This window comes from Pseudomonas sp. NPDC086251 (genome assembly GCF_044746405.1).
In the GTDB taxonomy this organism is placed as follows: domain Bacteria; phylum Pseudomonadota; class Gammaproteobacteria; order Pseudomonadales; family Pseudomonadaceae; genus Aquipseudomonas.
Genome location: NZ_JBIVBY010000050.1, coordinates 13,713 through 34,189 on the forward strand (window position 1 = coordinate 13,713; position 20,477 = coordinate 34,189).

A 20,477-nucleotide genomic window follows, 5' to 3' on the forward strand; every position below is an offset into this window, starting at 1 on the left:
TCTGGAAAACAGCGCTAAAAGTTGTCAGCCCGCTTGCGTCGAGGCTGTAAATTTGCGACATCTACCAAGCTGTTTGCGACACGGTCGTAAAGAAGCCGAAAGGTTAGATCCGCAAGTATCGCCAACATGGTCGGCGTGATATAAGTTTGCGCCGACACAAAAAGAAAGAGCCGCCCAGATAATAAAACAGGTGGGACGGCAGTACTCTTCTAAAACCAAAGGAGCAAATCACGATGCGCGTGATGAAGTGGAGCATGATCGCACTGGCAGTTGCAGCAGCAGCCAGTACTCAAATGGCTACGGCCGCACCTTTTGTAAGTGACCAGGCTGAAGCCAAGGGTTTTGTTGACGACGCCAAGTTGAACTTGCTGGTTCGCAACTACTACTTCAACCGTGACAACAAAGATGGCGCCCGCGACGTCAAAGACTGGACCCAGGGTATTTGGGGCAACTTCAGCTCCGGTTACACCCAAGGTCTGATCGGCGTTGGCGTTGATGCATTCGGTTACCTGGCCATCAAACTGGATGGCGGCGATGGCACTTCCGGTTCGGGTAACATGAGCCGTAGCGACACCGTTAACGCTAACGGCGGCCGCGACGTCAACGACAGCCAGGGTAAAGCCGGCGCTGCCGTTAAATTCCGCGTATCCAAAACCGAGCTGAAATTCGGCGACATGCAGCCAAGCACTGCTCCAGTGTTTGCTGTTGGCGGTTCCCGTATCCTTCCTCAAACTGCCAGCGGTTTCCAACTGCAGAGCAGCGAAGTCAAAGACCTTGACCTCGAAGCCGGTCACTTCTACTCCGGTACCAGCCAGGACAAAAACGCCCGTGACGGCGATCTGTTCGCAACCTACGCTGGCGTGCAAGCCAACTCCATCGACTATTTCGGTGGCAAGTACGGCCTCACTGACAACCTGAGCGCATCGCTGTACGGCGCCAAGCTGGAAGACATCTGGAACCAGTACTACGCCAACCTGAACTACACCATCCCAATGGGTGGCGATGAGTCGGTTAACCTGGACGGTAACATCTACCGCACCACGGATACCGGTGACGCTAAAGCAGGCGATATCAGCAACACCGCCTACTCCCTGGCCGCTGCTTTCTCGTTCCTGAAAGCACACACCGTGACCGTCGCCTTCCAGAAGGTTAACGGTGACACGCCGTTCGACTACATCGGTATCGGCAAAAACAACCGCGGTGGCGACTCGATCTTCCTCGCCAACTCCATCCAGTACTCTGACTTCAACGCCCCTGGCGAGAAGTCTGCTCAGGTCCGTTACGACCTGAAAATGGCTGAGTACGGCGTTCCAGGTCTGAGCTTCATGACCCGTTACGTGAAAGGCTGGGACATCGACGGTACCAAAACTCCAGCTGGTAGCGCATACACCGGTCTGTACGGTGAAGATGGCAAGCACAACGAAACCAACTTCGAAGCCAAGTATGTTGTTCAGACTGGCCCGGCAAAAGACCTTTCCTTCCGTATTCGTCAAGCATGGCACTTCGCTAACGCTGACGAAGGCGAAGGCGACGTGAAAGAGTTCCGTTTCATCGTCGACTACCCGCTGTCGGTTTTGTAATCGCAGTGGCTTAGTTAGCACGAATAAAAAAGGCCCATCTTCGGATGGGCCTTTTTTTTTGACGACGGCTTAACGCTGAGAAAACTGATCCTTGCCCCACATGCCTGACTTAAAAGTCAGACATTAGTTAACGAATCAATCACTGCACCGCTGCTTCCTGAACCACACGGATAACCCGTTGTGGAAATGGAATATCAATGCCTGCGGTTTTCAAACGATCCCGGGACTGTTCGTTAAACATGAACATCACATCCCAGTAATCCGCCGTTTTCACCCACACGCGCAGGGAAACAGTAATCGAACTGTCGCCCAAGGTAGAAATGACGGCTTGTGGAGCCGGGTCCGCCAATACACGTTCGTCATTGGCCAGTTCCAGCAATACTGCACGGGCTTTCTGCAAATCCGCTTCGTAGTCCACACCCACATCAAACACAACTTTGCGGGTTGGCTGGCGATTTGTATTGGTAATGATACCGTTCGACAAGTTGCCGTTAGGAACGATGATGGTTTTGTTATCGCCCGTACGCAGCACAGTGTGGAAGATCTGGATGCTGTCGACGGTGCCGGCGACACCTTGAGCTTCGATCCAGTCACCGATGCGGAACGGACGGAACAACAGAATCAGCACGCCGCCGGCGAAATTCGCCAGGCTGCCCTGCAAGGCCAGACCGATGGCCAGGCCGGCCGCACCGATGGCCGCAACGAACGAGGTGGTTTCCACACCAATCATCGACGCAACGCTGACGATCAACAGCACCTTGAGAATGATGTTTGCCAGACTGCTGATGAACCCTTGCAACGCCAGGTCGGCGTTACGCAATGCCAGCAGGCCGCCAAGCTTTTGCGTCACCTTGTTGATCAGCCACCAGCCCACGGCCAGGGTGATCACTGCCAGCAACACGCGGCTGCCATATTCCATGATCATCGGAATCCAGGCTTGTGACGCCTTGACCAGGTTGTCTACTTCAGCATTCAAATCCATCTTCTTTCTCCTCGGTTAAGCACAATCCGGGTGGGAGCGGGCTTGCTCGCGAAGAGGGCATATCAGTCGAAATCACTCTTGAATGACACACCGCTTTCGCGAGCAAGCCCGCTCCCACAGGGTTCCCGCATTGAAAGATCAGTCGCGGAAGTTGTTGAACTGCAGCGGCATATCGAAAGTCTTGGCGCGCAGGGCAGCGATGGCTTCCTGCAAGTCGTCACGTTTCTTGCCGGTAATGCGCACTTGCTCGCCCTGGATGGCAGCCTGGACCTTGAGCTTGGCGTCTTTGACGTGAGCGACGATTTTCTTCGCCAGCTCTTTGTCGATGCCTTCCTTGAGGACCGCTTCCTGCTTCATCAGCTTGCCCGACGCATAGGCATCCTTGACTTCAAGGCACTGCACGTCGATTTTGCGCTTGACCAAGGCCAGCTTGAGGATCTCAATCATCGCTTCGAGCTGGAAATCGGCTTCAGCGGTCAGGTTGACGGTCAGGTCCTTTTCCTTGAACTCGAAGGTGCCCTTGCCTTTCAGGTCATAACGGCGATCGAGTTCCTTGACGGCGTTCTCGACCGCGTTGGTGACTTCGTGTTTGTCCAGTTCGGATACCACGTCGAACGACGGCATGTAATCTCTCCAATAAAAGGGCATGCTCGATCACGATGGAGCACACCTGGCTTGCGGTTAAAATCCGCGCTGATTATAACGGGTCTTTCCGATCATTCACTGCGAGCCTCCGATGCGCCCCTTAAACAGAGCAAAAAGCTGATGTCCACCACTTGGCATGTTCTGGGCGCCGGCAGCCTCGGCACCTTATGGGCCACACGTCTGGCACGGGCCGGCGTGCCGGTTCGCCTGATTTTGCGCGATGCTGCGCGCTTGAAGGATTACGAGACGGCGGGCGGGCTGACGCTGGTCGAACACGGTGAAGCGCAGCTCTATCCGGTTCCCGCCGAGACAGCCGACAGCCCCGAACCAATCAACCGCCTGCTGGTGGCCTGCAAAGCCTACGATGCCGAAGCAGCCGTGGCCCAACTGGCGCCACGCCTGGCCCCCGGTGCCGAACTGATTCTGTTGCAGAATGGCCTGGGCAGTCAGGACGCCGTTGCCGCGCAGGTGCCGCAGGCACGCTGTATTTGCGCGTCGAGCACCGAAGGTGCATTCCGCGATGGCGACTGGCGCGTCGTGTTCGCCGGCCACGGTTACACCTGGCTGGGGGATGCCGGGCATCCGGTGGCGCCCATCTGGCTGGATGACTTGAGCGCCGCCGGGATTCACCACGAGTGGAGCACCGACATCCTGACCCGACTGTGGCGAAAACTCGCGCTCAATTGTGCGATCAATCCCCTGACAGTGCTGCACGATTGCCGCAACGGTGGTCTGCAGGAACATCACTGCGAAGTCGCCACCCTCTGCGGCGAACTGACCGAACTGCTGGAACGCTGCGGGCAGCCGGCAGCCGCCGAGGACCTGCAACAGGAGGTCGAGCGGGTGATTCATGCCACCGCCGCCAATTACTCCTCGATGTATCAGGACGTCAGCAACCGGCGCCGGACCGAAATCAGCTACCTGTTGGGTCATGTGTGCAAAGTCGCCTCTCGGCATCAGTTGAACCTGCCACACCTCAATCAGCTTGAGTCGAGGTTGGTCGCCCATCTGCGCAGCCTTGGATTGCCCAGCGACTGAGCAGCGGCTACGCTGGCCACTTGTTCCTTTGCAGCGATGAACCTGATGCCATTGCGCCAGCGCCTTGAAAACCTTCCGGTCGGCCAGAAACTGCTGGCCGCCCTGCTGGTGCTGTTGACCACTGTCCTGCTGGTCGCCAACCTGACTTTTATCAGCGCCGCGTACTACATCTCCCAGGAAAGCATGGCGCCCCAGGCCTTGCAGACCATCGGCCGCCTGGTGTCCAACCCGAGCCTGGTGTCCGAAGCCTTGCAGTCGCCGCAAAGCGCCGAACGCCTGCTCAATGAACTCAACAGCTATTCGCCCCTGCGTGCCGCCGCCCTTTATGACGGCAAGGGCGAACGCCTGGCGCAGTTGCAGCATGGCGACAAGCTGAACCTGCCGGAACGTTATCGGCACATCGAATCCTGGCAAGCCACCGAATTTCGCAGCAACCAAGTGATCACCCTGCCCCGCCCCGGCACGGCCCCCGGTCATCTGCTGCTGGTCGCCAGCAGCGAACTGCCGATGGCGTTCTACACCGGGACCCTCACCGCGAGCCTGGGGATTCTGATCTTCAGCGTGCTGTTGTGGCTGGTGATCGCCCGGCAGATCAAACGCCTGATCACCCGCCCGATCCATCAACTCGAGGAATTGTCGCGGCAAGTCACCCGGGAAGAGAACTACGCCCTGCGCGCCTCTCGCGGTAACCACGACGAAATCGGCAGCCTTGCCGAAGCGTTCAACACCATGCTCTCGCGCATTGAAGCCCGGGAGCAGCAACTCAAACGGGCCCGGGACGATTCCCAGGCCGCGTACGACCAGGCCCAAGGCCTGGCCGAAGAAACCCGTCACACCAACCGCAAACTGGAACTCGAAGTCCAGGTGCGCAGCAAGATCGAGAAGAAACTCACCGGGTTCCAGAACTACCTCAACAGCATCATCGACTCCATGCCATCGGCGTTGATCGCCCTCGACGAGCAGCTGTACGTGACGCAGTGGAATCAGGAGGCCAGCGCCCTTTCCGGAACGCGCCTCGACGAAGCCTTGAACCAGCCGATCTTCCTTGCCTTCGAACCGCTCAAGCCGTTTCTGCCGCAGCTCAAGCAAACCGTCGAGCAGCACACGGTGGCCAAGATCGAACGGGTCACCTGGTTCAAGGACGAAGAACCCAAGCACTACGCGCTGACCTTCTACCCGTTGATGGGGGGCGCCGGGCGCGGCGTGGTGATCCGGATCGATGACATTACTCAGCGTCTTTCGCTGGAAGAAATGATGGTGCAATCGGAAAAAATGCTCTCGGTCGGCGGCCTCGCCGCCGGCATGGCCCACGAAATCAACAACCCGCTGGGGGCGATCCTGCACAACGTGCAGAACATTCGCCGGCGCTTGTCCCCGGAGCTGCCGAAGAACCTCGAACAGGCCGAACACGTCGGCATCGAGCTGGAAACGGTGAACAAATACCTGCAGGTTCGTGAAGTGCCGCAACTGCTCGACGGCATTCAACAGGCAGGCGCCCGGGCGGCGAAGATCGTCACGCACATGCTCAGTTTCAGCCGTCGCAGTACACGGCAAATGGCCCCATGCGACCTGCCGGCGCTGATCGATCAGGCGGTGGAAATCGCCGGTAACGACTTCGACCTGGCGATCGGTTTTGACTTTAAGGGTCAGGCGATCATCCGTCAGTTCGACCCCGCATTGGGCCCGGTGCCCGGCACCGCCAACGAGCTGGAGCAAGTGTTGCTCAACCTGCTGAAAAACGCCGCCCAGGCCATTCACCAGCGCGAAGACGACCGCGAACCCGGCCGAATCATCCTGCGCACCAAACTGAATCCACCGTGGGCGGAAATCCAGGTCGAGGACAACGGCATCGGCATGAGCGAGAGCGTGCGCAAACGCACGTTCGAGCCGTTTTTCACCACCAAGGAAATTGGTCAGGGCACTGGCCTTGGCTTGTCGGTTTCGTATTTCATCATCACCAATAACCACAAGGGTCAGATGGAAGTGCAATCGACACTGGGCCAAGGCACGTGTTTCACCTTGCGCCTGCCCTTGGCGGGCACTCCGCTTGTCTCTCAAGAACTCAATCAGCTATCGAGGTAACCATGGGCTTTCGCTTGTCGAAGATTTACACCCGCACCGGCGACAAAGGCGAAACCGGCCTCGGCGACGGCCGCCGCGTGCCCAAGGACCATCCACGGATCGAGGCCATTGGCGAAGTCGATACGCTGAACAGTCAGGTGGGCGTGTTACTGGCCGGCTTGGCGGCGGAGCGCGACCAATTTCCGGGGTTGAACGAAGTGATCGAGGTCTTGGCGCCCTGCCAGCATCGGTTGTTCGATCTCGGCGGTGAGCTGGCGATGCCGGTGTATCAGGCGCTGGATGCGGCGGAAATCGAACGCCTGGAAGCCGCGATCGATCGGTGGAACGAAGAGCTGGGGCCGCTGGAGAATTTCATTCTGCCGGGCGGTTCGCCGCTGATTGCCCAGGCTCACGTGTGCCGTAGCCTGGCCCGAAGTGCCGAACGGCGCTGTCAGCAGTTGAACGCGATTGAACCGTTGGCCGGGGTTGGCCTGGCGTATATCAATCGGTTGTCGGATGTGCTGTTTGTGGTGGCGCGGTTGATTGCCAAGCGCCAGGGGATTGCCGAGATTTTGTGGCAGCCGGCGGCGAAGCCTCAGGTTTAGTGGCGCCTTTGAGGACGCCTTCGCGGGCGAGCCTCGCTCCTACAGGGGGTTGCGTATACCTGTAGGAGCGAGGCTTGCCCGCGAAGAGGCCGCCCGCTACACCAAAGAATCAGGCCAAAACGCCCGAATCCCCGCCACGCCCTGAGCACCGGCTTCCCAGGCTGCCTGCAGATCCGTCGGCCCTACGCCACCCAGCAAAAACACCGGTTTGCTGAAACCTTCGATCAACACCGAAGCCTGCTCCCAGCCCAACGGCTGAGCCCCCGGATGCGTCAGGGTTGGCTTCACCGGCGACAGGGTGACAAAATCCACGCCCATCTGCTCGGCCAGCGCCAGCTCTTCTGCGTTATGACAGGACGCCGCCAACCAGCGCGATGCCGGCAGCGGACGACCCGCCGCCGCATACTTGCGCAATTGCGCGGACGTGATGTGCCAACCGGCGGACGGAAAATCGCCCAGCCATTCAAACGGCCCCTTGATCATCAACTGCGCCTTGCCGGCACACAGCCCCGCCGCGTCCACCGCCAGATCGCGGTACTTCGGATCGTAGCCGTTAGGGGCCCGCAGCTGGATCAACTTGATCCCGCCTGCGATGGCTTTCTGAATACCGCGCAGCAAGGCCGGGGTTTCCAGGTCTTCCGGGGTAATCAGGTACTGCGACGATAACCGTGCCGCCGCCACGATCGGCTGATTGGCCGCCGGGAACTCGTAGTTCAGCAGGTCACGCGGCGCGACCCACTCCAACGGCTGGCCTTCGGCGCCATGCGGCTCGCCGGTGAAGGCCGAAACTTCCCAGACATCCAGCAACACTTGCTTGTCCGGGTAATCGTGGCGGACCTTGATCAACGGGCGCGCCGCGCTGACCACAATGCCCAACTCCTCGTGAAGCTCGCGGGCCAGAGCGCTTTCGACGGATTCGTCGTCCTCGACCTTGCCACCGGGGAATTCCCACAGACCGCCCTGATGCTGAGTATCGGCGCGGCGTGCGATGAGGATCTTGCCACTGTTATCACGGATAACGGCGGCGGCTACGTGGACTCGTTTCACTGCCCAATCTCCTCCAGACCCGCCTTTTGCCAGGCCTTGAAGGCCGGCCACTGGTAGATCGTTTCGACGTAGGCTTCATCCGCGGCAGGCAATTTCACCTGGTAGGTGCGCAGGCGCACGGCGATCGGTGCGAAAAACGCATCGGCCAGGGTCGCACGGCCAAACAGGAACGGACCGGTTTCAGTTGCAACGGCGCGGCACTCGGCCCACAACGCCAGCATGCGCTCGATGTCTGCCTTCACGTCCGCTGGCGTCGGCGACAGCGGTGCGTCGCGGCTCAGGTCGAACGGCATGTTGCCGCGCATGGCGAAGAACCCGGCGTGCATCTGCGCACAGGCCGAACGGGCCTGGGCACGGGCGCCGATGTCTTTGGGCCAGAGGCCGGCGTCGGGGAACTGTTCGGCCAGGTATTCGGCAATCGCCAGGGAATCGGCAACGGTGCCGTGTTCGGTTTTCAGCAGCGGGACTTTGCCGGTCGGCGAGTGCTCAAGCAGGCGTTCGCGGGTGTCCGGCTGGTTCAGCTTGATCAGTTCTTCGGTGTAGGAAGCGCCGGCCAGGTCAAGGGCCAGCGCGCCGCGCAGGGACCAGGAGGAAATCAGTTTGTCGCCGATGATCAGGTGGAGGCTCATGTTCGGGACCTTTTGATAAGGGGTATGGGCCAGATCTTTGGTGTCTGGTCGGCCGCCTTCGCGGGCAAGCCTCGCTCCTACAGGTGTGCGTAATCTGTAGGAGCGAGGCTTGCCCGCGAAGACAGCGACTCGGTCTAACTGTTAAGTACGGTACTCGGCGTTGATCTTCACGTATTCGTGGGACAGGTCGGTGGTCCAGATGGTTTCGCTGCAATCACCGCGACCCAGTTCGATACGGATGGTGATTTCTTCCTGCTGCATCACCGCCGCGCCCTGGGCTTCGGTGTAGGTCGATGCACGCGCGCCACGGCTGGCGATGCACACTTCGCCGAGGAACACGTCGATCTTGCTCACGTCCAGGTTCGGTACGCCGGCACGGCCGACGGCAGCCAGGATGCGGCCCCAGTTCGGGTCGGAAGCAAACAGCGCGGTCTTGATCAGTGGCGAGTGGGCCACGGTGTAACCGACGTCCAGGCATTCCTGGTGATTGCCGCCGCCGTTGACTTCAACGGTGACGAACTTGGTCGCGCCTTCGCCATCGCGAACGATCGCCTGGGCCACGTCCATGCACACTTCAAACACCGCTTGCTTCAACTTGGCGAACAGCTCGCCTTCAGCGCGGGTGATTTCCGGCAGTGCCGCCTGACCGGTGGCGATCAGCATGCAGCAGTCGTTGGTCGAGGTGTCGCCGTCGATGGTGATGCGGTTGAACGACTTGTTGGCGCCGTCCAGCAGCAGGTTTTGCAGCACCTCGCGGGAGACTTTGGCGTCGGTGGCAATGTAGCCGAGCATGGTCGCCATGTTCGGGCGAATCATGCCCGCGCCTTTACTGATGCCGGTGACGGTGATGGTCACGCCGTCATGCTGGAACTGGCGGCTGGCACCCTTGGGCAAGGTGTCGGTGGTCATGATGCCAGTGGCGGCAGCTTCCCAGTTGTTGACCGACAGGTCGTCGAGGGCGGCTTGCAACGCGCCTTCGATTTTCTCGACCGGCAGTGGCTCGCCGATGACACCGGTGGAATACGGCAGCACCAGGCTGGCGTCGACACCGGTCAGTTCAGCCAGTTTGGCGCACGTGCGTTCGGCAGCCGCCAGGCCAGGTTCGCCGGTGCCGGCGTTGGCATTGCCGGTGTTGGTCAGCAAGTAACGCACCGGGCCTTGCACGCGTTGTTTGGCCAGGATCACGGGCGCGGCGCAAAAGGCGTTCAAGGTGAACACGCCCGCCACCGTGGAACCTTCGGCACAGCGCATGACCACGACATCCTTGCGCCCAGGGCGCTTGATGCCGGCCGAGGCGATACCGAGTTCAAAACCGGCAACCGGGTGCAACGTTGGCAAAGGACCAAGACCAACAGCCATGAATGCGCTCCTTAAAAATGATGTCAGCACCGTCATTACCCCATTCTTCTAACGTGGCACGGTGGTTTAAATGGCAAAACGCCGCGACGGCATAAGCCGGTCGCGGCGCGGGTATTTCAGCGTATGAAACGGGTTTTACTGGATCTGCCCGTGGCAATGCTTGAACTTCTTGCCCGAACCGCAGTAGCAAAGTTCGTTGCGGCCCAGCTTCTGTTCGTTGCGTACCGGGGCGATGGCGAGGGCAACATCGACCTCTTCACCCAGCAGCTCCGGTTGTTCAAGACCCGGGGCTTCGTCGTGCTGGAACTGCATGCGAGCAGCCAGTGCTTCGGCTTCCTGACGCAGGCGTTGCTCTTCTTCGATCGGATCTTCACGGCGAACCTGAACGTGCGACAGCACACGAATCGAGTCGCGCTTGATCGAATCCAGCAGCTCGGAGAACAGCGTGTAGGACTCGCGCTTGTACTCTTGCTTCGGGTTCTTCTGGGCATAACCACGCAAGTGGATGCCGTGACGCAGGTGATCCATGGTCGACAGGTGGTCTTTCCACAGGTCGTCGAGCACGCGCAGCACGATTTGTTTCTCGAAGGTGCGCAGCGCTTCGGCGCTCGCCTGCTCTTCTTTCTCGTTGTACGCGGCCAGCAGCTCGGTCATGAGCTTCTCGCGCAGGGTTTCTTCATACAGGTGATCGTCTTCGTCGAGCCACTTCTGGATCGGCAACGCCACACCGAAGTCACTCTGCAGTGCGGCTTCCAAACCGGCCACGTCCCACTGCTCAGGCAGCGATTGCGGTGGAATGTGAGCGCTGACGGTAGCGTTGAGCACGTCCTGACGGAAGTCGGCGATGGTTTCACCGATGTTGTCAGCGGCCAACAAACTGTTACGCATGTGATAGATCACTTTACGTTGTTCGTTGTTGACGTCGTCGAACTCGAGCAGTTGCTTACGAATGTCGAAGTTGCGGCCTTCAACCTTGCGCTGAGCCTTCTCGATGGCGTTGGTCACCATGCGGTGCTCGATCGCTTCGCCAGGCTGCATGCCCAGGGCTTTCATGAAGTTCTTCACCCGGTCAGAGGCGAAGATGCGCATCAGGCTGTCTTCCAGCGACAGGTAGAAACGGCTGGAACCGGCGTCACCCTGACGACCGGCACGACCACGCAACTGGTTGTCGATACGGCGAGATTCGTGACGCTCGGAAGCGATCACCTGCAAGCCACCCGACTCCAGCACTTGCTGGTGACGTTTCTGCCAGTCGGCCTTGATCTGGGCAATCTGCTCAGGGGTCGGGTCTTCCAGCGAAGCCACTTCAACTTCCCAGTTACCGCCCAACAGGATGTCGGTACCACGACCGGCCATGTTGGTGGCGATGGTCAGTGCGCCTGGGCGACCGGCCTGGGCAATGATCTCGGCTTCTTTTTCGTGGAACTTGGCGTTCAGAACCTTGTGTTCGATGCCTTCTTTAACCAGCAACGCAGACATGTGCTCAGAGGTTTCGATGGTCGCAGTACCCACCAGCACCGGACGGCCCTGAGTCATGCATTCCTTGATGTCGTTGATGATCGCCGCGTATTTCTCTTCGGCGGTCAGGAACACCAGGTCGTTGTAGTCTTTACGCGCCAGCGGCTTGTTCGGCGGGATGACCATCACCGACAGACCGTAGATCTGGTGGAATTCGAACGCTTCGGTGTCAGCGGTACCGGTCATGCCGGACAGCTTGTTGTACAGACGGAAGTAGTTCTGGAACGTGGTCGACGCCAGGGTCTGGCTTTCGGCCTGGATGTTCAGGTTTTCCTTGGCCTCGATGGCCTGGTGCAGGCCTTCGGACAAACGGCGACCCGGCATGGTACGACCGGTGTGTTCGTCCACCAGGACGACCTGACCGTCCTGCACGATGTATTCGATGTTGCGGTTGAACAGTTTATGCGCACGCAGGCCGGCATAAACGTGGGTCAGCAGACCGAGGTTGTGCGCCGAATACAGGCTCTCGCCTTCAGCCAGCAGGCCAACGCGGGTCAGCATGTCTTCGATGAACTGGTGACCGGCTTCGTTGAGCTCGACCTGACGGGTCTTCTCGTCGACGGTGTAGTGGCCGGCCTTGGTGACTTCGCCTTCGACTTCTTCGACGTGCAACTCAAGCTGCGGGATCAGTTTGTTGATCTCGATGTACAGCTTGGAGCTGTCCTCGGCCTGACCGGAAATGATCAGCGGCGTACGGGCTTCGTCGATGAGGATGGAGTCGACTTCGTCGATTACGGCAAAATTGAGTTCGCGCTGGAATTTTTCTTCCATGCTGAACGCCATGTTGTCGCGCAGGTAGTCGAAACCGAATTCGTTGTTGGTGCCGTAGGTGATGTCCGCTGCGTAAGCCAGGCGTTTCTCTTCCGGCGGCTGGAATGGGGTGACCACGCCGACCGTCATGCCGAGGAATTCGTAGAGCGGACGCATCCAGTTGGCGTCGCGACGGGCCAGGTAGTCGTTCACCGTCACAACGTGCACGCCCTTGCCGGACAGCGCGTTGAGGTAAACACCCAGTGTTGCCACCAGGGTCTTGCCTTCACCGGTACGCATTTCCGCGATCATGCCTTCATGCAAGGTCATGCCGCCGATCAGCTGGACGTCGAAGTGACGCATACCCATGACACGCTTACCGGCTTCGCGGGCGACCGCAAAGGCTTCAGGCAGCAGTTTGTCGAGGGTTTCCCCTTTGGCGATGCGGGCCTTGAACTCGTCTGTCTTGGCACGCAATTGATCGTCCGAAAGGGCTACCATTTGCTCTTCGAAGGCATTGACGAGTTGCACCGTCTTGAGCATGCGTTTGACTTCACGCTCGTTCTTGCTTCCAAAAAGTTTCTTTAACAAAGGCGCAAACATATCGGCAGGATCTTCCACACTAAAGGGATGGAGGGCGGCCCCGTGAGTCGCCCGTGCAGCCCTCATGGCCGCATGCGAACGAGCATTCTACCCGGAAACGATGGTGAGGAAAGTGGCGTTATTCCACGATGCTGGCACAGCGCTGTGACGGGGCTCACTTAAAATAAGGGCTTTTTGCTCAACTTCAAGCCATTCACGGCAGAAGTTACTTGTTGATTTAATGGGTAAAGCGCTCGCAAAGCAATGGGTCGGGCGCATCCAGTGCTTTCTGCTACCATGGCGGCTCTGTTACTTCAGGTGTCTGATCATGGCATTTCGCCCTCTCACGGCCAGAGCACCCGCCGTTCTGCTTCGCGAAGCCAAACCGCTGAAAGCCATTTTCGGCCACGCTCAACGCCTGGGTCATTTACAACGTCTGCTGGAAAGCCAATTGCAGCCTGCCGCTCGTGAACATTGCCATGTGGCATCGTGGCGCGAAGGCAGTTTATTGCTGATTGTCACCGACGGTCATTGGGCCACCCGCCTGCGTTACCAGCAAAAGCGCCTGCAACGGCAGCTGCAGATGTTCGATGAGTTCGCCAGTCTGACGCGGATTCTGTTCAAGGTGCAACCGCCGACCGTTCAGCAGGGCGCGGCCGGGCATACCATCAGCCTGTCGACCGATGCAGGCGCAACCATCCAGGCCACGGCCGATGGCATCAGCGATCCGAATCTGCGGGCAGCGCTCGAACGCCTTGCGGCGCACGCCAAACCCAAAACCTGACACAAATCCAATGTGGGAGCGGGCTTGCTCGCGAATGCGGTGCGTCAGGCAACATAAATGTCGACTGACACTCACTCTTCGCGAGCAAGCCCGCTCCCACATTGACTGTGCCCACTCAAGATCTCTTTATCGGCGCTTGCTGCCGCCCAATAATGAACCCATCAAGCCGCGCACCAACTGTCGGCCCAGCTGATTGGCCGCCTGTCGCATGGCTGATTTCAGTGCCTGCCCCGCCGCTGTGCCGAGGAATTCGCCGGCCTTGTCGGTGAAGCTCGGTTCTTCTGGCGCAGGTTTACCCGGCGCTGCTTCGGCCTCCGGCGCCAGGCCTTTACGGCTCATCAGCACTTCATAGGCCGATTCGCGATCGATCGGTTTGTCATAACGGCCCTTGAACGGCGAACCCGCGATCAACATCGTGCGTTCAGTCTCGGTCAACGGCCCGATCCGCGACTGCGGCGGTGCGACCAATACGCGCTGAACCATCCCAGGCGTGCCTTTGTCCTGCAAGGTACCGACCAGCGCCTCGCCGATCCCCAGTTCGGTCAGCACCGACAAGGCGTCAAAGGCCGGATTCGGGCGGAAACCCTCGGCGACCGCGCGCAGGGATTTCTGCTCCTTGGCGGTGAATGCGCGCAAACCATGCTGGATACGCAAACCCAGTTGAGCCAGCACGTCATCCGGCAAGTCGCCAGGCGATTGGGTGACGAAATACACGCCCACGCCTTTCGAGCGAATCAGCCGCACGACCTGCTCCAGACGATCCTGCAAGGCCTTGGGCGTGCCGGCGAACAACAAATGCGCTTCGTCGAAAAACAGCGCCAACAACGGTTTGTCGGCATCGCCGCGCTCCGGCAACTGCTCGAACAGTTCGGCCAGCAGCCACAACAGGAACGTCGCGTAGACCTTCGGCGCTTCGTGGACCAGCCGACTGGCATCGAGCAAGTGAATGCGTCCACGGCCATCGGCCGTCGGTTGCAGAATGTCTTCGAGTTGCAGCGCCGGCTCGCCAAACAGCGCTTCGGCGCCCTGCTGTTCCAGGGTCGCCAATCGACGCAACAGCGCCTGGCTGGACCCGGTGGTCATCAGCGCGGCGTCGTCCCCGAGCAATTCGGGGTTGTCGCGCAGGTGATTGAGCAGCGCCTTCAAATCCTTGAGGTCGAGCAGCAACAACCCTTCGCGGTCGGCGACCTTGAAGGCGGCGTACAGCGCCGACTGCTGACTGTCAGTCAGCTCCAGCAGGGCGCCGATCAATAACGGCCCCATTTCACTCAAGGTCGTGCGCAATGGATGACCGGACTGACCGTGAATGTCCCACAGCGTCACCGGATACGCCTGAGGTTTATGGTTCAGCCAGGGCATCCCGGCGATCCGCTCGGCGACCTTGCCTTGAGGGTTGCCCGCGGCGCCCAGGCCACACAGGTCGCCTTTGATGTCGGCGGCGAACACGGCCACGCCGGCATCACTGAAGGCTTCGGCCAGCCGCTGCAAGGTGACGGTTTTACCGGTCCCGGTAGCGCCCGCGACCAAACCATGACGGTTGGCCAGACGCATGGCCTGGGCAATCGGCTGCCCCGCGAGATCGGCACCGATAACGAGTTGCGATGAGTCAGGCATTTGGTCACCCATGGTTAATCTTTGATCGAACACGGCCGATATTAAAAACTGAACAGCGTCGGTAATTCCCTAAGGAGAGGACGGAAATATCAGTTGCTTTCAACACTGCCCGTTTTTGCGTGCCTTTATAAAAGCACGCCCTGGACATTAAGACCTTAGCGGAACCCCAAGCCATGAACAAAAATCTGCGCTTCAGCCATAAAATCCTGCTTGCCGCCGCGCTCATTGTTATTGCCGCGTTCGCCTCGTTTACGCTGTACAACGACTACCTGCAGCGCAATGCGATACGCCGCGACCTGGACAATTACCTGCAAGAAATGGGTAACGTCACCGCCAAAAACATTCAAACCTGGCTGGCCGGGCGCAGCCTGCTGATCGAAAACCTGTCGCAAACCGTTGCGTTGAACGCAGAGACCGCCAACGTCTCCAGCCTGCTGGAACAGAAGGCTGTGTCATCGACCTTTATGGGCGCCTACCTGGGCAACAAGGATGGCACCTTCATCATCCGCCCGGACAGCAAGATGCCCGACGGTTATGACCCGCGTGCCCGTCCCTGGTACAAAAGCGCGCAAAGCACCAGCGGTTCTGCCCTCACCGAGCCCTACATCGACCTGGCGTCTGGCCAGTTAGTGATTTCCATCGTTAACAGCGTCCTCAAGGACGGTCAGAACATCGGCGTGGTCGGGGGTGACCTGAGCTTGCAGGCGATCACCGACAGCCTCAACGCGCTGGACTTCGACGGCATGGGCTATGCGTTCCTGGTCAGCGCCGACGGCAAGATCCTGGTCCACCCGGACAAAGCGTTGGTGATGAAATCCTTGAGCGAGGCGTATCCGAAAAACACCCCGCGTATCAGCAGCGATTTCAGTGAAGTGGACGTCGACGGCAAGACGCGCATCGTCACCTTCACCGCGATCAAAGGCTTGTCCTCGGTCAACTGGTACATCGGCCTGTCGGTGGACAAGGACAAAGCCTTCTCCATGCTCAGCGAATTCCGCGCCTCGGCGGTCGTTGCAACGATCATCGCCGTGGCCATCATCATTGCCCTGCTGGGCATGCTGATCCGAATTCTGATCCAGCCATTGCACGTCATGACCCGCGCGATGGCCGACATCGCCGACGGTGAAGGCGACCTGACCAAGCGCCTGACCATTCAGAACAACGACGAATTCGGCCTCCTCGGCACCGCCTTCAACCGTTTCGTCGAGCGCATTCACGCCTCGATCCGCGAAGTGTCGTCGGCGACCGGGCAAGTCAACGAGGTGGCCTTGCGGGTCGTGGCCGCGTCGAACTCGTCGATGTTCAACTCCGACCAGCAGGCGTCGCGCACCAGCAGCGTCGCCGCAGCGATCAACCAACTCGGCGCCGCCGCCCAGGAAATCGCGCGCAACGCCGCGCAAGCGTCGAGTCAGGCCAGCGATGCCCGCAACCTGGCCGAAGACGGTCAACAAGTGGTCGATCGCAGCATTGCAGCGATGAATCAGCTGTCGAGCATGCTCAGCGCGTCGAGCACCAACATCGAATCGCTGAACAGCAAAACCGTGAACATCGGGCAGATCCTCGAGGTCATTACCAGCATCTCTCAGCAAACCAACCTGTTGGCGCTCAACGCCGCCATCGAAGCGGCCCGCGCCGGTGAAGCCGGACGTGGTTTTGCCGTGGTGGCCGATGAAGTGCGCAACCTGGCGCACCGTACCCAGGAATCGGCGCAACAGGTGCAAACGATGATCGAGGAGCTGCAGGTAGGCGCCCGTGAATCCGTGAGCACCATGAGCGACAGCCAGCGCCACAGCCAGGACAGCGTGGAAATCGCCAACCTGGCCGGCGAGCGCCTGACCAGCGTGACGTTGCGTATTGGTGAGATTGACGGGATGAACCAATCGGTGGCCACGGCGACCGAGGAGCAGCATGCGGTGGTGGAGTCGATCAACGTCGACATTACCGAGATCAATACGCTGAACCAGGAAGGCGTGGAAAACCTGCAATCGACGTTGCGCGCGTGCTCGGATCTGGAGCAGCAGGCGGCGCGGTTGACGCAGTTGGTAGGCAGTTTCCGTATTTAGCGTCTGATAAGGCCCCTTCGCGGGCAAGCCTCGCTCCTACAGATTCACTCCGCCCCCTGTAGGAGCGAGGCTCGCCCGCGAAGGCGGACCACCCAACACCACACAACTGACTGACACACCGCCACAAAACCCCAACCGAACATCTATCCTTCATAAAGGTCAACCAAGGGAGAACAACGGACTGGAGGGATGTTCATCGTGCATATCGCTGACATAACCATGTTCTACGCCCCAGCCAGCGGTGGCGTGCGCACTTATCTGGATGCAAAACACCGTCGCCTCGGCATCAAGCCAGGCATTCGCCACAGTCTTCTGATTCCCGGCTCGTCCTTGAGCGAAGAAGATGGCATTTATACGGTCCCGGCCCCCGCCCTGCCTTTCGGCAAGGGTTATCGCTTCCCCCTCCGTCTCGCGCCCTGGCGCAATGTCCTGCAGGATTTGCAGCCCGATCTGATTGAAGTCGGCGATCCCTATCTCACCGCGTGGGCAGCCCTGGACGCCCGGCGGCAACTCGATGTGCCGGTGATCGGCTTCTATCACTCGGACTTGCCCTTGCTGGTCAGCAACCGCATGGGCAATTGGGTCACCACCAATGTTGAAGCCTATGTCAGCAAACTGTATGGCAACTTCGACCGGGTGTTGGCGCCGAGCCAGGTCATGGTCGACAAACTGGTCGGCCTTGGGGTGAAGAACGTTTTCGTACAACCGCTGGGCGTCGATTTGCAAACCTTTAACCCCGCTGCACGAGACCCAGGCCTGCGGGCCGAACTGGGCATCGATGAAAACACTCATCTGCTGATCTTTGCCGGACGCGGCTCCAAGGAAAAAAACCTGCCGGTTCTGCTCAATTGCATGAAACGCCTGGGCCGGCGCTATCACTTGCTGCTGGTGGGTTCGTCGATGCCGGCGCTGGTGCCGGACAACGTCACCGTGATCGATGAGTTCTGCCCGGCGACGCAAGTCGCTCGATTGATGGCCAGCGCCGATGCGCTGCTGCATGCCGGCGATCAGGAAACGTTTGGCCTGGTGATCCTCGAAGCCATGGCCAGCGGCATTCCGGTGGTGGCCGTGGCGGCCGGGGCTTTTCAGGAAATCGTCAGCGAACACTGCGGCCTGCTGTGCACGCCGAACGATTCGATGGCGATGGCCAACGCCGTACGTGAACTGTTCAGCTCAGGCAGCGCCGTCCTCGGTAAACAGGCGCGCAGCCATGTCGAGCAGCATTACGCCTGGGACACGGTGGTCAACAGCCTGTTGGGCCATTATCACGCCGTGCTCGGCAGCCACTGGCCGCTAGCGGCGAATGGTTGAGCCGATGAACGCGCCCAGCCTGTTATTGGTGTTGCACGATGTCGCACCGCAAACCTGGGGCGATTACCAACCCTTCGTCGAAGCCGTCGACGCCTTGGGCGAGGTGCCAATGACCTGGCTGGTGGTGCCGAACTTTCACAAGCACAACGACCTGGAGGCTCATCCGGGATTTCGACGCCTGCTCAGCAGCCGTCTCGCCCGAGGTGACGAACTGGCGCTGCACGGCTACTTTCATTGCGATGAAGACACGGTCCCTCACACTCCCCGAGACTGGTTCATGCGCCGGATCTACACCCACGAAGGCGAGTTTTACAGCCTGTCACAGCAAGCCGCCCTCGCCCGCCTGCACGCCGGCATCGACGTGTTCCACCGTTACCACTGGCCGCTTCAAGGCTTCGTTGCCCCGGCCTGGTTGATGAGCGAAGGCACCCGCCAGGCCTTGCGCCAATTGCCGCTGAGCTATACCAGTGATTCACAGCATCTGTATCGCCTGCCGGATTTCACGGCGATCGATGCCCCGGGCCTGGTCTGGAGCGCACGCAGTGCCTGGCGCCGGGGGTTGTCGAAGCTGGTCAGCGCTCAGCGCGAACAACGCTGGCGGCAAGCGCCGGTGATTCGACTCGGCTTGCACCCGGTCGACATGCGCCACGCGTTCTCCCGCAGTTACTGGCTGAACACCTTGAAACGCTTGCTCGACGAGGGCCGTGTACCGATGACCAAGGCCCACTGGCTGGCGCAGCACTCCGACCGTATCGGTCGCGCCGCATGAGTCGCGGGATTCTGCTGCTCGTCGCGCTGCTCGCCGCGGTGCTGATTCCGTCATTGCTCGGTGGCGGTGAAACCTGGTCTCGGTTGGGCAAGTTTCCCTTGGGTTGGCTGTTGATCATGTTCGGCATGATCCTGTTGTGCTGGGTGCTGAACACGATGCGCCTGCGCTTGTTGCTCGGGGATCAGCGCGACAAGGTGGGCCGGATCAAAAGCCTCGGCGTGGTGATGGCGGCCGAATTCGCGTACTGCGCCACGCCCGGCGGCAGTGGCGGACCGTTGACCATCATGGCGCTGCTGGCACGCCAGGGCGTGCGTCCGGCCAGGGGCAGCGCGGTGTTCGCCATGGACCAGTTGAGCGATTTGCTGTTTTTTCTCTGCGCGCTGAGCGGGATTCTGATTTATGCGGTGTTCCAGCACCTGAGCCAGCGCATGGAGTGGCTGTTGATGGTCAGCGCGATTTCGATGTTCGGTGGTTTGCTCAGTTGTGTGGTGGTGGCCCGCTACCACCGCTTGTTGATTCGCCTGAGCGGTCGGTTGCTGGCTCGCCTCAATGTCAAAACCACCACGCGACTGCGCTGGGCACGAAAACTCCTGCATTTTCTGGCAGCGTTTACGGACACATTGAAGTTGCCTGTTCAGACGTTGATTACGGTGTTTGCCTTGACTTGCCTGCATTGGGTGTTGCGTTACAGCGTGCTGTATCTGGCGTTGCGTGGGCTGGGGGCGGATTTGCAATGGGCCTGGAGTTTTCTGATTCAGATGCTTTCGTTGAGTGCGGGGCAGTTCAGCTTATTGCCCGGAGGTGCCGGGGCGGCGGAGTTGACCTCGGCGGCGTTATTGGCACCGATGGTGGGGAAATCGACGGCGGCGGCGGCGATTCTGATTTGGCGGGCGGTGACGTATTACTTTTATTTGCTGGTGGGGGGGCCGGTGTTTTTGCTGATGCTTGGGCGGCCGTTGTTGAAGAAGTTGTTGAGGTTTAAGCAGGCTTAGCAGGGGGGCGCCGGGGTTAGTGGGTTGTTTGATTGTGTACATATCCGTTGCTACGGTAACGGCTGATATTGGTTTCGCTCTTACAGCGAGTCACTTTGAAAAGCGCAAAGTAACCAAACGCTTTTGCCCCGCCATTCGGTGCCTCGCT

16 protein-coding genes and 1 pseudogene are annotated in these 20,477 nt (G+C 59.7%); 10 read left to right on the plus strand and 7 right to left on the minus strand.

Annotation, left to right across the window (positions count from 1 at the left end; all coding sequences use genetic code 11):
• The first annotated feature begins 233 nt into the window (after positions 1-233).
• Positions 234-1,580 carry an OprD family porin gene (locus ACIPL2_RS32890; RefSeq protein ID WP_401364359.1) on the plus strand — a complete coding sequence of 449 codons (1,347 nt, stop codon included), beginning with the start codon at positions 234-236 and terminating at the stop codon, positions 1,578-1,580.
• 139 nt (positions 1,581-1,719) lie between these two features.
• Here the strand turns inward: ACIPL2_RS32890 and ACIPL2_RS32895 are convergent, their stop codons facing one another.
• Together ACIPL2_RS32895 and ACIPL2_RS32900 are read right to left on the minus strand one after the other, a co-directional pair.
• The gene (locus tag ACIPL2_RS32895) at positions 1,720-2,562 is read right to left on the minus strand and encodes a mechanosensitive ion channel family protein (protein ID WP_401364362.1); all 843 of its coding nucleotides are present in this window, start codon (positions 2,560-2,562) and stop codon (positions 1,720-1,722) included.
• 138 nt (positions 2,563-2,700) lie between these two features.
• Complete coding sequence (locus tag ACIPL2_RS32900; RefSeq protein ID WP_007906601.1) at positions 2,701-3,186, minus strand: YajQ family cyclic di-GMP-binding protein; 486 nt, start codon at positions 3,184-3,186, stop codon at positions 2,701-2,703.
• Positions 3,187-3,327: 141 nt separating this feature from the next.
• On the opposite strand from ACIPL2_RS32900, the gene ACIPL2_RS32905 reads away from it, so the two are divergent.
• The 3 genes from ACIPL2_RS32905 to ACIPL2_RS32915 are packed head-to-tail and all read left to right on the plus strand — an operon-like array spanning position 3,328 to position 6,911.
• The gene (locus tag ACIPL2_RS32905) at positions 3,328-4,245 is read left to right on the plus strand and encodes a putative 2-dehydropantoate 2-reductase (RefSeq protein ID WP_401364364.1); all 918 of its coding nucleotides are present in this window, start codon (positions 3,328-3,330) and stop codon (positions 4,243-4,245) included.
• Between the two features lie 45 nt (positions 4,246-4,290).
• On the plus strand, positions 4,291-6,327 hold the full coding sequence (locus ACIPL2_RS32910) for a sensor histidine kinase (RefSeq protein WP_401364367.1): 2,037 nt from the start codon (positions 4,291-4,293) through the stop codon (positions 6,325-6,327).
• A 2-nt stretch (positions 6,328-6,329) separates the two neighbouring features.
• Positions 6,330-6,911: a cob(I)yrinic acid a,c-diamide adenosyltransferase gene (locus tag ACIPL2_RS32915; RefSeq protein ID WP_401364370.1), complete on the plus strand. Its 582-nt coding sequence runs from the start codon at positions 6,330-6,332 to the stop codon at positions 6,909-6,911.
• A gap of 96 nt (positions 6,912-7,007) precedes the next feature.
• Here ACIPL2_RS32915 and ACIPL2_RS32920 read toward each other — a convergent pair whose 3' ends face one another.
• The 4 genes from ACIPL2_RS32920 to secA all read right to left on the minus strand — a co-directional run bounded on the left by ACIPL2_RS32920 (position 7,008) and on the right by secA (position 12,817).
• A complete protein-coding gene (locus ACIPL2_RS32920; protein WP_401364373.1) occupies positions 7,008-7,958 on the minus strand; it encodes a Nudix family hydrolase in 951 nt (316 codons plus the stop codon).
• Complete coding sequence (locus tag ACIPL2_RS32925) at positions 7,955-8,587, minus strand: glutathione S-transferase family protein (RefSeq protein WP_401364376.1); 633 nt, start codon at positions 8,585-8,587, stop codon at positions 7,955-7,957. The genes ACIPL2_RS32920 and ACIPL2_RS32925 overlap by 4 nt, the downstream gene beginning before the upstream one ends.
• Positions 8,588-8,728: 141 nt before the next feature.
• Positions 8,729-9,946 (minus strand): bifunctional glutamate N-acetyltransferase/amino-acid acetyltransferase ArgJ, encoded by a 1,218-nt coding sequence (gene argJ / locus ACIPL2_RS32930; RefSeq protein WP_059406052.1) that lies wholly within the window; start codon positions 9,944-9,946, stop codon positions 8,729-8,731.
• A gap of 135 nt (positions 9,947-10,081) precedes the next feature.
• Complete coding sequence (secA, locus tag ACIPL2_RS32935) at positions 10,082-12,817, minus strand: preprotein translocase subunit SecA (protein WP_401364380.1); 2,736 nt, start codon at positions 12,815-12,817, stop codon at positions 10,082-10,084.
• 307 nt (positions 12,818-13,124) lie between these two features.
• On the opposite strand from secA, the gene ACIPL2_RS32940 reads away from it, so the two are divergent.
• Positions 13,125-13,580: a DUF721 domain-containing protein gene (locus ACIPL2_RS32940; RefSeq protein WP_008147416.1), complete on the plus strand. Its 456-nt coding sequence runs from the start codon at positions 13,125-13,127 to the stop codon at positions 13,578-13,580.
• Between the two features lie 126 nt (positions 13,581-13,706).
• On the opposite strand, the gene ACIPL2_RS32945 is transcribed toward ACIPL2_RS32940, so the two are convergent.
• Positions 13,707-15,194 carry a helicase HerA-like domain-containing protein gene (locus ACIPL2_RS32945; protein ID WP_401364384.1) on the minus strand — a complete coding sequence of 496 codons (1,488 nt, stop codon included), beginning with the start codon at positions 15,192-15,194 and terminating at the stop codon, positions 13,707-13,709.
• A gap of 173 nt (positions 15,195-15,367) precedes the next feature.
• On the opposite strand from ACIPL2_RS32945, the pseudogene ACIPL2_RS32950 reads away from it, so the two are divergent.
• The 5 genes and pseudogenes from ACIPL2_RS32950 to ACIPL2_RS32970 form a co-directional block, all read left to right on the plus strand.
• Positions 15,368-16,402: pseudogene (locus ACIPL2_RS32950) on the plus strand (cache domain-containing protein); the annotation flags it as partial.
• A gap of 90 nt (positions 16,403-16,492) precedes the next feature.
• On the plus strand, positions 16,493-17,257 hold the full coding sequence (locus tag ACIPL2_RS32955) for a methyl-accepting chemotaxis protein (protein WP_401364396.1): 765 nt from the start codon (positions 16,493-16,495) through the stop codon (positions 17,255-17,257).
• Positions 17,258-17,446: 189 nt separating this feature from the next.
• On the plus strand, positions 17,447-18,568 hold the full coding sequence (locus tag ACIPL2_RS32960) for a glycosyltransferase family 4 protein (RefSeq protein ID WP_401364387.1): 1,122 nt from the start codon (positions 17,447-17,449) through the stop codon (positions 18,566-18,568).
• The gene (locus ACIPL2_RS32965) at positions 18,561-19,337 is read left to right on the plus strand and encodes a DUF2334 domain-containing protein (protein WP_401364390.1); all 777 of its coding nucleotides are present in this window, start codon (positions 18,561-18,563) and stop codon (positions 19,335-19,337) included. Before ACIPL2_RS32960 ends, ACIPL2_RS32965 begins: the two co-directional genes overlap by 8 nt.
• Positions 19,334-20,329, plus strand: a complete 996-nt coding sequence (locus ACIPL2_RS32970) for a YbhN family protein (RefSeq protein WP_401364393.1) — start codon at positions 19,334-19,336, stop codon at positions 20,327-20,329. Before ACIPL2_RS32965 ends, ACIPL2_RS32970 begins: the two co-directional genes overlap by 4 nt.
• Positions 20,330-20,477: the final 148 nt, after the last annotated feature.

What these genes read in the sequence shown, in the direction of transcription:
- ACIPL2_RS32940 (WP_008147416.1), top strand. Translation starts at nt 13,125, where the DNA reads ATGGCATTTCGCCCTCTCACGGCCAGAGCACCCGCCGTTCTGCTTCGC.
- ACIPL2_RS32890 (WP_401364359.1), top strand. Translation starts at nt 234, where the DNA reads ATGCGCGTGATGAAGTGGAGCATGATCGCACTGGCAGTTGCAGCAGCA.
- ACIPL2_RS32895 (WP_401364362.1), bottom strand. Translation starts at nt 2,562, where the DNA reads ATGGATTTGAATGCTGAAGTAGACAACCTGGTCAAGGCGTCACAAGCC.
- ACIPL2_RS32925 (WP_401364376.1), bottom strand. Translation starts at nt 8,587, where the DNA reads ATGAGCCTCCACCTGATCATCGGCGACAAACTGATTTCCTCCTGGTCC.
- ACIPL2_RS32910 (WP_401364367.1), top strand. Translation starts at nt 4,291, where the DNA reads ATGCCATTGCGCCAGCGCCTTGAAAACCTTCCGGTCGGCCAGAAACTG.
- ACIPL2_RS32960 (WP_401364387.1), top strand. Translation starts at nt 17,447, where the DNA reads ATGTTCATCGTGCATATCGCTGACATAACCATGTTCTACGCCCCAGCC.
- ACIPL2_RS32970 (WP_401364393.1), top strand. Translation starts at nt 19,334, where the DNA reads ATGAGTCGCGGGATTCTGCTGCTCGTCGCGCTGCTCGCCGCGGTGCTG.
- ACIPL2_RS32955 (WP_401364396.1), top strand. Translation starts at nt 16,493, where the DNA reads ATGTTCAACTCCGACCAGCAGGCGTCGCGCACCAGCAGCGTCGCCGCA.
- secA (WP_401364380.1), bottom strand. Translation starts at nt 12,817, where the DNA reads ATGTTTGCGCCTTTGTTAAAGAAACTTTTTGGAAGCAAGAACGAGCGT.
- ACIPL2_RS32915 (WP_401364370.1), top strand. Translation starts at nt 6,330, where the DNA reads ATGGGCTTTCGCTTGTCGAAGATTTACACCCGCACCGGCGACAAAGGC.
- ACIPL2_RS32965 (WP_401364390.1), top strand. Translation starts at nt 18,561, where the DNA reads ATGGTTGAGCCGATGAACGCGCCCAGCCTGTTATTGGTGTTGCACGAT.
- ACIPL2_RS32905 (WP_401364364.1), top strand. Translation starts at nt 3,328, where the DNA reads ATGTCCACCACTTGGCATGTTCTGGGCGCCGGCAGCCTCGGCACCTTA.
- argJ (WP_059406052.1), bottom strand. Translation starts at nt 9,946, where the DNA reads ATGGCTGTTGGTCTTGGTCCTTTGCCAACGTTGCACCCGGTTGCCGGT.
- ACIPL2_RS32945 (WP_401364384.1), bottom strand. Translation starts at nt 15,194, where the DNA reads ATGCCTGACTCATCGCAACTCGTTATCGGTGCCGATCTCGCGGGGCAG.
- ACIPL2_RS32900 (WP_007906601.1), bottom strand. Translation starts at nt 3,186, where the DNA reads ATGCCGTCGTTCGACGTGGTATCCGAACTGGACAAACACGAAGTCACC.